Source organism: Psychrobacter sp. M13 (genome assembly GCF_030718935.1).
GTDB classification, from domain to species: Bacteria; Pseudomonadota; Gammaproteobacteria; order Pseudomonadales; family Moraxellaceae; genus Psychrobacter; species Psychrobacter immobilis_G.
On sequence record NZ_CP132194.1, the window covers coordinates 2,100,252 to 2,113,734 of the forward strand.

The 13,483-nt window shown below is 43.3% G+C and carries 13 protein-coding genes and 1 tRNA gene; 2 read left to right on the forward strand and 12 right to left on the reverse strand.

Translation table 11 applies throughout. From position 1 onward, the window contains the following. Positions 1–3: 3 nt before the first annotated feature. From Q9G97_RS08770 to tsaA, 5 genes are all read right to left on the reverse strand, one after another. Positions 4–897 carry a prepilin-type N-terminal cleavage/methylation domain-containing protein gene (locus Q9G97_RS08770; protein WP_305898492.1) on the reverse strand — a complete coding sequence of 298 codons (894 nt, stop codon included), beginning with the start codon at positions 895–897 and terminating at the stop codon, positions 4–6. Positions 898–934: 37 nt separating this feature from the next. After that, positions 935–1,624 carry a TetR/AcrR family transcriptional regulator gene (locus Q9G97_RS08775; protein WP_305898493.1) on the reverse strand — a complete coding sequence of 230 codons (690 nt, stop codon included), beginning with the start codon at positions 1,622–1,624 and terminating at the stop codon, positions 935–937. Between the two features lie 283 nt (positions 1,625–1,907). Beyond that, positions 1,908–2,696 (reverse strand): TatD family hydrolase, encoded by a 789-nt coding sequence (locus Q9G97_RS08780; protein ID WP_305898494.1) that lies wholly within the window; start codon positions 2,694–2,696, stop codon positions 1,908–1,910. Between the two features lie 187 nt (positions 2,697–2,883). After that, positions 2,884–4,722, reverse strand: a complete 1,839-nt coding sequence (locus Q9G97_RS08785) for a GspE/PulE family protein (RefSeq protein WP_305898495.1) — start codon at positions 4,720–4,722, stop codon at positions 2,884–2,886. Between the two features lie 95 nt (positions 4,723–4,817). Continuing rightward, a complete protein-coding gene (gene tsaA, locus Q9G97_RS08790; RefSeq protein ID WP_305898496.1) occupies positions 4,818–5,648 on the reverse strand; it encodes a tRNA (N6-threonylcarbamoyladenosine(37)-N6)-methyltransferase TrmO in 831 nt (276 codons plus the stop codon). Positions 5,649–6,045: 397 nt separating this feature from the next. Between tsaA and Q9G97_RS08795 the strand changes: the two genes are divergently transcribed. Together Q9G97_RS08795 and Q9G97_RS08800 are read left to right on the forward strand one after the other, a co-directional pair. Further along, positions 6,046–6,819, forward strand: coding sequence for a ferredoxin--NADP reductase (locus tag Q9G97_RS08795; protein ID WP_305898497.1), 774 nt, complete (start codon positions 6,046–6,048; stop codon positions 6,817–6,819). 148 nt (positions 6,820–6,967) lie between these two features. Then, positions 6,968–7,052, forward strand: a tRNA-Leu gene (locus Q9G97_RS08800). 84 nt (positions 7,053–7,136) lie between these two features. On the opposite strand, the gene Q9G97_RS08805 is transcribed toward Q9G97_RS08800, so the two are convergent. The 7 genes from Q9G97_RS08805 to Q9G97_RS08835 form a co-directional block, all read right to left on the reverse strand. Continuing rightward, entirely contained in the window at positions 7,137–7,814 is a 678-nt protein-coding gene (locus Q9G97_RS08805; RefSeq protein WP_305898498.1) for a hypothetical protein, read from the reverse strand. A gap of 296 nt (positions 7,815–8,110) precedes the next feature. After that, positions 8,111–8,377 (reverse strand): hypothetical protein, encoded by a 267-nt coding sequence (locus Q9G97_RS08810; protein WP_305898499.1) that lies wholly within the window; start codon positions 8,375–8,377, stop codon positions 8,111–8,113. A 247-nt stretch (positions 8,378–8,624) separates the two neighbouring features. After that, on the reverse strand, positions 8,625–9,371 hold the full coding sequence (locus tag Q9G97_RS08815; protein ID WP_305898500.1) for a DUF305 domain-containing protein: 747 nt from the start codon (positions 9,369–9,371) through the stop codon (positions 8,625–8,627). A 132-nt stretch (positions 9,372–9,503) separates the two neighbouring features. Further along, positions 9,504–10,115, reverse strand: a complete 612-nt coding sequence (locus Q9G97_RS08820) for a DUF411 domain-containing protein (RefSeq protein ID WP_305898501.1) — start codon at positions 10,113–10,115, stop codon at positions 9,504–9,506. 385 nt (positions 10,116–10,500) lie between these two features. Further along, positions 10,501–10,836, reverse strand: coding sequence for a GlpM family protein (locus Q9G97_RS08825; protein ID WP_201569547.1), 336 nt, complete (start codon positions 10,834–10,836; stop codon positions 10,501–10,503). A gap of 46 nt (positions 10,837–10,882) precedes the next feature. Then, the gene (locus Q9G97_RS08830) at positions 10,883–11,623 is read right to left on the reverse strand and encodes a DUF3726 domain-containing protein (RefSeq protein WP_305898502.1); all 741 of its coding nucleotides are present in this window, start codon (positions 11,621–11,623) and stop codon (positions 10,883–10,885) included. Positions 11,624–11,626: 3 nt separating this feature from the next. Then, positions 11,627–13,384, reverse strand: a complete 1,758-nt coding sequence (locus Q9G97_RS08835) for a hypothetical protein (RefSeq protein ID WP_305900311.1) — start codon at positions 13,382–13,384, stop codon at positions 11,627–11,629. Positions 13,385–13,483: the final 99 nt, after the last annotated feature.

Consider the following 13,483-nt stretch of genomic DNA (forward strand, 5'->3'; position numbering starts at 1 on the left):
TCGCTATGACCTCTGCCCAATTTTAATGCTGCCATCAGGCATAATCGTAATCACCTCGCCAACTAAGTTTGCATTGGCGCGCACCTCTATCGTCACTGGCGTGGCCTGTCCAGTGCCAAACCATAGTACTTGTGGTACGGTTTGGCCAGTAAACCAAGGTTGTAATACTTGGCTGTCAGCCAAGCCCGTCATACCGCGTGGGCTACTGATACTGGTTGAGCTGCTGGCATCTAATCTTTGAATACTTAAACTCACACCATCAGGCAAGCTTGGCAAACTAACTTCAGGCTCGAGTACCCAGCTTGGAGTGGGCGTCTTATCGCCATTATTGGTCAGACCTGAGATATCTGCTGATAGCTCCATTGAGTTTTTGGTGCGACTGCCTGTATTATTCGGGTTAATAGGCGTTTGATAACGTACATAAGGGTTAGATAAGGTAACGATAACGGGGCTAATTTGACCTTGCTGATCAGGCTGTAAACTCAGTCCCATCGGCTGCATACGCTCAGCCGATAACAGGCGCACATAATCAAGCGAGTCGGTCAAATGCTCATAGAACGCACGGTTTTTTCTAGAGTCACTACTGCTAACGGATAAGCTCATCATGCCAGCAAATATCGACAAAATAACCACCACGACTAAGATTTCAACTAAAGTAAAACCTGCTTGTTTTTGGGGTAAATATAATGAGGAGTTACGCTTAACTGGCATTGATAAATCTGTTTTTGCGATGTATTTTTTATAGGGAGGATCGGCTGGTAACAGGTGAGCTGACGAGAGCTTGACAGACTGTGATGATAACTTAGCTTTTAGCTGACTAATGAGCAGACGTAAAAATCTGAAAAATAAAGAATAGGCGACCACGAAACGAGGTATGATTTTGTACGTGACCGCCATAGTACACCTACTTTAAAAAGCGTTATAAAAATAGACTCTAATAAGTCGTATTACGGTGCTCTTCTGACTCCGTATCGATCTGCTCAACCAACTCTTGTATATCCTCATCAAGCACGACCTCATCGACATCGTCATTAAGATAGTGGCTAGGCAAATCAAGCATCTGCTTGACTAAAGCATAACGCAGTGTATCGCGACGACCCAAGTAGCGCTGATAAAAGCTAGAATTCAATAAGCCCGCGCCGCCTTGCCCCATAGCCCAAATAGAAGATAAATAATCACGAGTGCTCATATTACTATGACTATCTTGTAGATGCATACTGATAATATCGATCAGTCGCTTCATACGCTGACGGCGGATATCATACAGCTCACCAAATAGTCGATTAAGACCCGTGGCTGAGGCAGCCAGGCGCTCCTCTATTTGATTGAGTAGCATCGCTTTTTGTGGGTTGAGCAGCTGTTGCAAAATCATTCTAGCGACCCCTGCTGAGGCGCAGTCGTCAATACGATTGATCTCAAACAAGTGCTCTTCGTAGCGGATAATGATGCGCAGGTACAACTCATCTTTACTAGAGAAATGCTTATACAAAGTTCCTTTAGCCAAGTCCAACTGATCGGCTAGACTATCAAGCGTAATATCGCCATTGCCAGACTCAAGTAACAACTGTTCAGCCATAGCCAAGATGCTCTCTTCGCGGACTTTGAACTGGTGCTGACGACTCATAACTGCTCCTATGATGCTAATTTTTATGGTAATACTTGTATTGGTAACTGTATTAATACTAATAACGCTGTACTTCACAGACATAAATGATGACAACTTGTCCTTGTTGACTTCACAAGTGCTCTAATTATCCAGACGATTTTTATCAAAATAAATGTGAGATATCGTTGTAATCTCTATATTACTCTTTAATTATTGTCCAAGATCTTGCTTGTGCTTATAGATCAATTACTTACATCTCAGTATATATAGTAAATGACTGACTAGTCATAGCATAACGATTTTAATGATACTGTGCTAGTAACTTTACAAAGTTTTTTGCAGTTAACTCGCCAACCTCTTCACTACTACAGTCATATATGTCAGCTAAGTAGGCGGCAACATACGGCACGTAGGCTGGCTCATTAGGTCGTCCACGCTTAGGTACTGGCGCAAGATAAGGGCTGTCGGTCTCAATCAGTATTCTATCTTTTGGCATGTTTCGCGCGGCATCTTGAATATTGGTAGCACTTTTAAAGCTAACAATACCTGAGAATGAGATATAAAAGCCCAAATCCAGAGCTCGCTTTGCCGTCTCCCAATCCTCAGTAAAACAGTGAATAATGCCATGCTCAGCGCCTTCTGCTTTTAGGATATCGATGGTGTCTTCTTTGGCATCACGCATATGCACAATAAGGGGCTTTTTAAGCGCTTGACTGGCGTGTATGTGACGCACTAAGCTATCTTGCTGCGCCCGCTTGTTCTCAGTTGACCAGTAATAATCCAGCCCTGTCTCGCCTATCGCCCACACCTTATCACTACTCGCGGTTTTAACGAGACGCTCAACTGTAGCAGATTGCAACAGTGCTATATCCTCACAAGGATGAATACCAACGCTCATGCCAAGATCTAAGCTCTCATCGCTATAAGTGCTAATAATACCAGCAATCTCATCGTACTCTGCAAAGTCGCACATGATCGCCATCGCGCGTGTGACATTAGCCTCTTTCATAGCGGCAATAGCGCCTGCTAGCTGTCCGTCGTATTTTTCTAAATTTAGGCGATTAAGATGGCAGTGACTATCAGTAAACATAAATATTCTCGTATTGGTATTTTATCAAAACTTTCAGTATTAAACTTATTCATTAATAATATTGCTTTGATAACGTTGTTTTTCAAGGGCAGCTACATAATCGTGTCTAGTAGTATATAAGCACATTTAATATATGGTTTAATAGCTGTTTTTGTTCCCATTTAATCATCGCAACGTTATAAAAACTTTAATGCAAAGGCACCACGCGCATGACCTCCTCCATCGTCGTCAGCCCCTCGCTAATGCGCTTAGCGCCTGACAAGCGTAACGGCTGTACGCCATCACGATACGCTTGCTGCTGTAAGCTGTCCAAATTAGCATCGGCTGCCACTAGCTTTTTGAGCTCATTAGTCAATGGCATAATCTCGTACAAGCCGATACGCCCTTGATAACCAGTATGACGGCAATGCTCACAGCCTTTAGCACTGAATATCTGCGTAGGCAGTGGCGCGCGCCAAGGTTGTACTAGCTCCGCCCATTGAATCGCAATCTCGCTATCGGCTTTGATCTGAGTTGCTTGCTTACAGTACGGACACAGTGTACGGATTAAGCGCTGCGCCATCACCCCAAGTATCGTCGCTGAGGTCAAAAAAGGCTGTACCCCTAGATCATGCAAGCGCGTGAGCGAGCTTGGCGCATCATTCGTATGCAAGGTTGATAGCACCAAATGCCCAGTCAGTGAGGCTTGCACTGCCATATTGGCGGTCTCATTATCTCGTATCTCACCGACCATGATAATGTCGGGATCTTGACGCATAAGCGAGCGAATAGCATCCGCGAAGTGTAGATCAATCGCAGGATTGACTTGCATCTGATTAAAGGTCGGCTCGATCATCTCAATCGGATCTTCGATGGTACAAACATTGACCTGTTCCGTCGCCAGTTGCTTGAGCGTACTATAAAGCGTCGTGGTCTTCCCTGAGCCCGTTGGTCCCGTCACTAAGATAATACCGTTAGGATGCGCGGTCAGCTCATGCCAGCTCTCAAGCTGCTTGCCTGATAGTCCTAATTGAGCAAACGTACGTACTAAGACTTCAGGGTCAAATACTCGCATGACCAGCTTTTCGCCGAAAGCAGTCGGCATAGTAGACAGACGCAGCTCGGTCTCAAGACCCTTATGCGTGCGCGTCTTGAGGCGACCATCTTGCGGTTTGCGCTTTTCTGCGACATTAAGACGACCTAAGATTTTGATACGCGAGGTCACCGCGACCATAATCGCGAGCGGCATCTCATACACCGTATGCAAGACACCATCGATCCGAAAGCGCACTTTGCCCGTCTCGCGGCGCGGCTCTAAATGTATGTCGCTGGCACGCTGCTCAAAGGCATATTGCAATAACCAGTCAACGACTCTGACGATATGCTGATCATTAGCATCAGGATTATTATTATCGCCCAACTGCAATAGTGCTTCGACATTAGTGACGTCAGCGGCTGCCCTTTTATGCACACTGTTCGCGCCAGCAATCGCTTGGGTGACTTGATAAAACTCTTGACGATAGCGCCCGATCTGATCAGGACTGATATAGACGGTACGAGTAGTCTTTGACTTGATGACTTTGCTCATATTGAGATGCCAGTCATTATAAAAAGGCTGATCCGTACCGATGACTACTTCTGTATCAGTCACCTCTATGGGCAAGATATGTTGGGTACGCGCGTACTCAAATGACATCAGCTTAGTGACCGCTGGCACATCTGTCTTTAATGGATCGATTCGCACGAATGGCATATTGGCCTTTGCCGCCAGCCATTGGTTCAGCCATAGCAAAGTCAGTCTATTTTTCTTGTTTTCTGTATTACCGCCACCCTGAGCGCTTGGTTCGGTATTAGCAATCTGAGCACTGCCTGCATTATGCGCATTGGGCAAATTAAACTCGCTAATGGTAATGAGCGGGTGCTGCGCTTTGTCACGGCGGCTGGTCATCACCAGGTTGTAGGCGCGCTGATCGATTACTCTATCGGCTAGGAGCTCATCGAGGCACCAACGTAGATCTATCACTATTGAGTACTGTGGGGTTGACATATTTTTCTTCTTTTTAGACGAATATTAGATAAGTAGCGTGAGTGCTAAGCCACGGAATAAAAAAATTATAATGGTGCGTAAAAACCACTCTATCATCAGACTTTTGTAATCAAAGTAATTTGCAGCTCACCAAGTGTGATCTGCGAAAAGCTCACATCGACTGACTTATAACGCATAACAAAGCAGCTATTTAATTCATCACGTCGATAGGCAGGCCTAGGATCTTGGGCAATTAAAGCTTTTATATAATTCATATCTGCTGCAATCAATTGCTGCTGTACTTCATTTACAGTAGCAGTGAGCGTAGGTGTCGCTTTTTCATCCAGCGAGTCGCTATTCATCATTTTCTCAAATTGATCTTGTGCTATATCAGTCACTTTTACTACTAATAGTTTTGGCTCAGTAGGCGCAAATCCGCTAATGGCTTCATTATAAGCATCGCTATAAGCGACATAAGGCTTGATATCAATAATCGGCGTGCCATCGATCATATCAGCACCACTAATCATTAATAGCACTCGATTCTCTACAACTTCGATACGCTCAAGCTTAACGACCGACAATCCTAAATTTGAGGGACGGTACATACTACGACTGGCAAACACCCCTATTTTTTGATTACCACCCAGCCTTGGCGGTCGCACCTGCGCGCGAAAGGTAGATGCAGCGCTTGACTGAGCTTGAGCATTTGAGGCATGTTTAGGCTTAAAATTATGGTGAAACTGCCAACTGAGCCAGATATGGCTAAAAGCTTCTAAACCGTCAAAAGCCGCTGGATTATCATAAGGCGCTATCATCTCAATCACGCTCGACAGCGCTACTAAATTAGGCTGACGCGGCGCTCCGAATTTTTGTGATAGCGGCGCACGGTGATAGCCTATAATCGGCGTGGTATGCTCAAGCGCATGGCTTTTTATAGTGCTCATCTTCTCATACTCAATGCTTGATACATAAGACCTTTCCAATGTTGAAAATATAAATCCAAAACAACTTCTAGACTATAGCTAATAATTTACTAACGATATTCTATTTTATCATGGCAATAGCCATTGCTTAGGCGGATTTTTACTTTAAAGTTTGTTATTATACTCAGCAATAATTATTGAGGATAACGGGCGTCTACTATCAGCGTCTACCATTTTAGATGCATAAAAATAATGACTTTAAAGCAATAAATTTTTAATACGTAGCATTGCATTTATTATAAAAGTAGCTGGCAGTGTACCTACTAGTCAACTTACCAAACCCTATAATAGTGGTAAAATATCCCTTTATAATTATTCATATATATTTATCTATCAAAACAATATCAACGAGGACTTTATGTCAAAACTGCGCACCGAAACGGTTACCGAAGTTCATCACTGGAACGACGCTCTATTCACTATTAAGACCACTCGTGACGATGGTCTGCGCTTTCGTAATGGCGAGTTTGCGATGATCGGTATTGTCGTTGATGGTAAGCCGTTATTGCGTGCTTATTCGATTGCCAGTCCTAACTATGAAGACCATTTGGAATTCTTTTCGATTAAAGTACCTGATGGCCCACTCACCTCACGCCTGCAACATATCAAGGTCGGTGATGAGCTACTGGTCAGCAAAAAACCGACGGGAACCTTAGTACTCGATGATCTATTACCGGGCAAAAATCTCTATATGCTAGCGACAGGGACAGGACTTGCGCCATTTTTAGCCTTGGCTCGTGATCCTGAAGTGTATGAGCGTTTTGAAAAGATTATTTTGGTACATGGTGTCCGTAATGTTGCTGATTTGGCCTATCGTGAGATGTTCGAAAAAGAGCTCGCTGATGACGAAATATTTGGCGAATGGTATCGTGAAAAATTCATCTATTATCCAACGACCACGCGCGACGACTCCAAGTACACAGGTCGCATTACTGATCTTATGGAATCAGGTAAGCTGTTCGAAGATGTTGGTTTGCCGCAGATGAATAAGGACGATGATCGCGTGCTAATCTGTGGCAGTATGCCGTTTAACGCTGATGTCGCCAAAATCTTAGATGGCTTTGGTTTGACCGTCTCACCGCGTATGGGCGTACAAGCGGATTACGTGATTGAGCGTGCCTTTGTTGGTTAGGAATTGGTTGAGGGCTGGCTAAGTCAGCAGTTGGTTTGATTAGCCTTTGATTTATTAAAGCTGGTTTTGATAAAAACAACTTGACGGCTAAAAATAGGCTGCTATAATACGCACCCTACACAGCAGGATATTACTGCTAACCCTACATGCCGGTGTGGTGGAATGGTAGACACGACGGATTCAAAATCCGTTGCCTATAAAGCGTGTCGGTTCAAGTCCGACCACCGGTACCATATAAAAGAAAATACCGCTAGCATCTAAGCTTAGCGGTATTTTTTTGTCTGGCAGTTTTAGTTATCTACATAAAATTGCTAAATCTACTCTACGTCATCTAATAGCTTGTTCAACACCTCAATGATGTCGTCACCTATTATGCTGTCTTCTATATAGCTGACCAGCTCACGTACCGTGGTCATATCCACCGCGCGAATACCAAAGCCTGCTAGCTGTTTATTGATAGTCGCTAAGCTCATGGCATCTAGCGTGTCCTCTTGCACCAGCCAATACATCTGCTCAAGCAAGGTATCTGTTTGCGCTAAAGTAGAATAACCATCGCCTTGGATAAATAAATTAAAATGATAATCTAGGGCAACATCACTGATATAAAAAGTACGCACACAATCTAAAGTATAAGCTGGTGGCGCTGCACCCTCTTCGTCTTTGTAGTCCTCTGCCAGCGTCTCTGCTACTAACTCGCCTAGTATCTGGTAGTCGCCTACTTTTACTTTATGGTTATAAATAATGCAATAATCGGCTATGGCTTCAAAGATAATCGCGCTAACATCCAAGGTATTATTATCGATATCATAAAAGGCTTTTAGGGCAGGTAAAAACTCTGCGAGCTTGTCATCAGGGACTGGAATCAAAAACTGCTGTTCATATATTTTGACCATGTCATCAGGAGTATAGGTATTGGCGCTATTGGTTTCGTTTCTGCCCGTGGGCTTTAGAGGAATAAAATTAAAAGGGTTATTAGCGGTATTATCAGTGGTCATGCAGGACAGCCTTTTCGATTCAGAGTAGAGATATTTAACCGCTATTATCGCTTATTCAGTGGCTTTTTGATATGGTCTGACTGATGTTTCACTGATGTTTTACCGGCCTATTATACTAAAAGCGCTTGCCTCAAAAGACAGTATCAATAAAGTGCCGCTTCGCAAATTCAAAGATGCAATGAAGCTGACAACTTTAGCGCATCTACAACGAGCAGACGAGTTTGATGACATTACACAGGTGTATGAAAGCGCTTTAGCGTAAGTGTGACAAGACAATAGTGACCTAATGTTCGATATTAACAGGGCTCATAAGTGCACAGATTTTTCTCACTCTTTGTGAGAGCGACTATCTTAATAGGAACAGCAAATGACCATGCCATACCCGCTGTGCAGTAAAAAACCCCATCATGAAAAGACTCAATCCTCGCTGTAAAATCATTATCATCATGACCCATCATAGCCTCTTCATCACTATTATCAGATACCGCGCACCATATCTTATTGGCACCTTTAGCGAGCATATCACGTGCCAAATCACTACCTTCAAAAATAGTATCATTCATGACTATCTCCTCTAATTATACGACTTCTGTTGATCGTTAATCTTTAAATCAAACAACCTATAATTAGTGTAGTCTTTTATTAAACTTTTGTAATAGGGATCACTCATTATTCATGACAGACGGTACGATAAACACGACAGATGACACAGATACTTAACTAACTCACGCTTCTCAATTTACTAAAATTACAAGACATTAATATAAGTAGTTTTTAGATAAATTTGTGATGAGATATAAAAACTAGTTGTCATACTTTATTCTGAGCAATCCAACTTTGCATCTGCTCAATCTCTGGCTGCTGGGCATCGATAACCGCTTGTGCTAACTTACGCATCTCTTTATCTTTACCATATTTTAGCTGCACCTCTGCCATATCGACTGCGCCAATGTGATGAGGTAGCATGCCACGAGCAAAGGCCATATCAGGATTAGGATCGGCAATACCGAGCATCATCTCCCCATGCATCGCATCCATGCCTTGCGCGTAGGCTTGCTGCATCATTTCAGTATCAGTAGTAGGTTCGCTAGTATCAGGATGACTCGCTATCCACGTTTGCATCTGCTCAATCTCAGCCTGTTGCGCATCAACAATGTCTTGTGCCAGCTTAAGCATTTCTGCATCTGCACCATATTTTAGCTGTACTTTTGCCATATCGACTGCGCCGATATGATGACCGAGCATCCCTTGGGCAAAGGCGGTATCAGGATCGTTATAGCTCATGCCTTTCATCATCTCTTCATGCATCATGGTCATCGAGGCGGTATAGTCTTTGAGCATAGTGCTCATATTAGCTTCATCTGCTGGCATCATATTCATATTGTCGCCACTCATATCGTGACCGGCATGCGGATCTGCAGCGCTAGTTTCGGTTATGGCATCTCCCTCTTCTATTGGTGCGACCGTGTCGTTAGTAGGCTGGCAAGCACTAATCAACAAAGCGGTGCCGATACTGGCTGTGATAAAACTTAAACGTGATTTTTTAATAATTGTCATGTTATTAACGCTCATAGGTTACTTTTAATGTAGATAGGTTAAATAAAAACTGATAAATCCGCAAAGATTTATCAGTTTGATAATCATTATTTTAATAAGCATTGCTTTAATAATTATTGCTATTGGATAGCGCTATAATTGCTGCTCAGTTGTCTCGATATTCGCGTAGACTTCGCTGCTACCATCTTTATTGATTTGCATGATTTGATACGGATCAAACTTATCTTGATATTCCATACCTGGACTACCCATAGGCATACCAGGAACGGCTAGACCGAGCGCTTGAGCAGGAGGATTGGCCAAGAACTGCGCCATATATTTGGCAGGGACATGACCTTCAAATACATAGCCATCGGTGGTGATCGCAGTATGACAAGATTGCATATTATCAGGTACGCCGTAACGCTGTTTAACTTCAGCTAAGTCCGTAATATCCTGCCCCGTTGCGCTCATGCCATTATCTTGGGCATGATCTATCCATTCTTTACAGCAGCCGCAATTGGCATCTTTGTAGACCGTCGCGGAGACGTTTTTGAGCAAGTTTGGATTAGTAATTGGGGTGATTGGCGCAACTGAGCTTTTGCTTGATACAGGTTCCGTCTTAGAAGTGTCTGCCACATCTAGAGTATCCGTTTGAGCACACGCTGCTAATGTTGTGCTGAACACCACTAAGATGGCTGAAGCTGATAACTTACTAGGTTTAAAAAAAGAAAATTTAGAAAATAGCGAGTTGTGACTTTTCATAAAATTATCCTTTAGCTTAGGGGCTTTATACTAGGGCGTGTTGAACATTCGATCATGGCACTGACAGCGACTATTTTTTTAGTCGATTCTAGATTAAAAATATCTAGTTTAGTCGTTCTAAGCGGATCTTTTTAATGACGAATCGGCAAAAAAGAGTCCTGTCCTTGTAGGCTGATGCTAAAATCGCTCTATTCGTTATAAAAATCTAGCCAAGGCATCTGCATTAACTGCAATTTTTACTTAGACTAGAACCATTTTAGCTATCAGCAGTGCTCATTTATGAATGTTCAATACGCCCTGAGCTATTTTATAGAATTATCCTAAATAATTAAGTCCCTTTAAGTAACGATTTCTTAATAGTGAATTCAATCAATTTGCTAAGCGCTTATAGCTGTAGTTGTTGCCAGACCACTATTAAAATAGCAGCGGCGACTAGCCAGCCTACCACGCCTAACATCAACGCCTTAAATAGGCCAATATGACTAAAGCTAAAGAAGACGATCAAGGTATAAACAAGATGCGGAATGACACCTAACATGCTAAATATTAATGCCACTCTAAAGTCAGCAGCGCTACGCTGAGTGCCAACGATAAAGTGGCTGATCAAGGTAAAGGTTGGGAATAGCGGCGCAAGAGCTGCTAGGTAGAAAAACCGTGTTTTGGCAAATAGCTGAATAACTAAGACCATTAAGGCGCCAATAAGCATTTTTAACCAGATCATAAATGTGATCTCTCGTTATACAAAAGCAAAATTATACCTTAAATATCTATACCCCACCTGCCCCTTTACTAGAGACTTCGCTGTTTTCAACCAGTATGGCCATAGCGGTTTTTTTGAGGATATTCCATTGCTCATCGTCTACATAAATGCCCTCTTTCCAAGCACGGTTATGAGTAGCAAATAGCTCATCTGTCGATATCTTACGATCAAAGTGCTGAATCTCGTTTTCGATGTCGAAATTAGAGGTCGATAATTCAATGACAATATCTTGCTTTTCGCCAGCTTTTTTCTCATGGGCCGCCTGAGGCTTATCAAAAAAGTATAAATCAGGATAGACGAAACCTTGATTCAGGGTGAATAAAGTATGTCTAGGCGCTGTGCCATTATCCCAACGCGCCAAACAAGCAATGCCCTTTGATGCTAAGCTTACCAATTCGCTATAGGCTAACCAGCGGTTATGAGCGTTATATAAAGTAATCTTGTAATGCTCAAGATCACCCATTTTTTCCAGCGCATAATCTATTATTGAGGGCAGGTGACAGACTATACTGCTGTTATGCAGATCTAAACCGATCTCGTCTGCGCTTTGATGGACTATATCGATAGCGATATCTCGCCCTATTAAGATATAAGGGCTGGCACCATTAAACTGGCTCACTCCGTCTAGCCCTGCCATCTGTAATTCTGCAACCATCGTAGCGATCAGATCGGCCTCGCCTACTTCTCGATGCATCCCTGAAAAGGCTTTGTATACGGTGGTGATAATCTCATTACGCGATACAATCATGTCTTAATCCTCTACTTGCAGTACTGCTGGCGTGTCAGTCTCATTAATCCTCGGCAGCTCATCTATCTTTGACAGCTCATCTATCTTTGGTAACAGGGGAAACAGCCATTCGTCGCTATCGACCTCATCATACAGTGGCGCACCTTGGAACAGCGTCACTCGTACCCAGCGATCGGATCTTGGATCAAATTTAGTCGCGCCAAACATCGATAACTTACAGCGCAATAGCTGAATCGGCAGCGTGTCTTTGTGCAGCACATTCATCTGAATGTCACCCATTTGCTTTTGGCTCATCGTCCAGACTCGCCGCGCAATCGAGCGATATTTAGGTTTGGTTAGTATAAATTCCGAAATAAGTTGCTGACTATCTGCCTGCTGTAGCGCTAAATATAAGCCATTGGCCTGCCGCGCTATATCTAACGATAGCTCGCGATTATCCCCTTGCTCTTGTCCGCGTACACCCATGCGCGGCTCTTCTTTATCGATAGATCTATACCAAAACCAATAACGGTTATCAGGCTCATTAAAGTCAGTGTTAATCGCCCATTGGTAGCGCGCCTCTAATACCGCTAGCAAATCGGCCACGGTTTTATTCTTGGGTAGCGCTAAGGTTTCATCGGCATTGACCTTTTCTTGAAAGCCATCAACCCGCTCAGGATAAAGCTCCATTAGGCACGAGATAATCACTTCTTGGCTCTCAAAACTTAATTGATCATGAGCTTGTAGGAATTGCGCCCATGTCTTGTAGGTTTTACTGGTTGCGTCTAACTCCTTTTGTAGCGCGGTCAGCTCTTCAACCACAGTCGCATTTAGCTTAACTTGTTGCTCATTGATGGTGACAATCTCAGTAAAATGCTGAATAGCACGAGTCAGTAAGCGATCAAGATAAGCTACCTTGGCAGGCTCAATCGTGCAGACCAATACTGATTGTAATGCCTCCTCACGCGTGGTCAGCCATTGATCAACGATACAAGGATGATTAATCAAATACGGTGCCATACCCAGACCCGTCGCGTTACCTATGCCTAAATAGCGCTTAATCTCTGGATGTAGAGCGACAGCCTTTTCACCGCCCTTCTGCTTAGCCAAGTAATCTACCCAGTTGAGACTAAATTCACGTAGCAAGTACACTGCGCACATCTGCGCTCGAAACGACTGATCAAAGTCTTGGCTATGATCGAGTGGCTTAAAGTCATAGATACCAAACTTACCATTACCATAGACGGCAGTAGTGCGCAGGATATAGCCGACTTGTGCTAGCACCTCCAGATCAGGTTGGCGGCTATTAGATAAGGATGAGACAATATGATCGAACACCCGCACGCTTTTATTCGCCCGTGCCAGCACCATTACCATATTCGAGTTACGACCGGCTTCTTGTAATGGCACGTTCGCTTTTAGATTATCGAGTAATTCTTGACCAATCTCACCGTAGACTAGCCCAAAGGTGACATCCCATTTCTCTGCTATCACTCTATCGTTACGCTCATCATCAGCAAGCTCATTACAGAATACTACTAAATTATAAATATGCTCAGGCGTTGTTAGCCGATAGATAACCTGTCCATAGCCTTGACTATCTAAATTCCAAAGATGCGTGCTTAGTGTCCAGTTTTCCCTATCGATCTTACGTAGTAAAGTACGTACAAAGCTAATGCGCGTCTGATGCATGGCACCTAAGCGCTCAGCATTCATAACCACATTGGAGTGGCGTAAAGGCAATGCTGCTACGTTAACGTTTTCATTGTTTGCGTGGACCATATTCACAATCCCACTCCTTTATATAGGGGGTTAAGCCAGCATGGTATCTTTTAAATTACCAATGCCAGCTTATTTTTTATGCTTTCAAACTAAAAGTAA

What these genes read in the sequence shown, in the direction of transcription:
- Q9G97_RS08825 (WP_201569547.1), bottom strand. Translation starts at nt 10,836, where the DNA reads ATGATCTGGTTAAAAATGCTTATTGGCGCCTTAATGGTCTTAGTTATT.
- Q9G97_RS08805 (WP_305898498.1), bottom strand. Translation starts at nt 7,814, where the DNA reads ATGACCACTGATAATACCGCTAATAACCCTTTTAATTTTATTCCTCTA.
- Q9G97_RS08820 (WP_305898501.1), bottom strand. Translation starts at nt 10,115, where the DNA reads ATGAAAAGTCACAACTCGCTATTTTCTAAATTTTCTTTTTTTAAACCT.
- tsaA (WP_305898496.1), bottom strand. Translation starts at nt 5,648, where the DNA reads ATGAGCACTATAAAAAGCCATGCGCTTGAGCATACCACGCCGATTATA.
- Q9G97_RS08815 (WP_305898500.1), bottom strand. Translation starts at nt 9,371, where the DNA reads ATGACAATTATTAAAAAATCACGTTTAAGTTTTATCACAGCCAGTATC.
- Q9G97_RS08770 (WP_305898492.1), bottom strand. Translation starts at nt 897, where the DNA reads ATGGCGGTCACGTACAAAATCATACCTCGTTTCGTGGTCGCCTATTCT.
- Q9G97_RS08785 (WP_305898495.1), bottom strand. Translation starts at nt 4,722, where the DNA reads ATGTCAACCCCACAGTACTCAATAGTGATAGATCTACGTTGGTGCCTC.
- Q9G97_RS08795 (WP_305898497.1), top strand. Translation starts at nt 6,046, where the DNA reads ATGTCAAAACTGCGCACCGAAACGGTTACCGAAGTTCATCACTGGAAC.
- Q9G97_RS08830 (WP_305898502.1), bottom strand. Translation starts at nt 11,623, where the DNA reads ATGATTGTATCGCGTAATGAGATTATCACCACCGTATACAAAGCCTTT.
- Q9G97_RS08835 (WP_305900311.1), bottom strand. Translation starts at nt 13,384, where the DNA reads ATGGTCCACGCAAACAATGAAAACGTTAACGTAGCAGCATTGCCTTTA.
- Q9G97_RS08780 (WP_305898494.1), bottom strand. Translation starts at nt 2,696, where the DNA reads ATGTTTACTGATAGTCACTGCCATCTTAATCGCCTAAATTTAGAAAAA.
- Q9G97_RS08775 (WP_305898493.1), bottom strand. Translation starts at nt 1,624, where the DNA reads ATGAGTCGTCAGCACCAGTTCAAAGTCCGCGAAGAGAGCATCTTGGCT.
- Q9G97_RS08810 (WP_305898499.1), bottom strand. Translation starts at nt 8,377, where the DNA reads ATGAATGATACTATTTTTGAAGGTAGTGATTTGGCACGTGATATGCTC.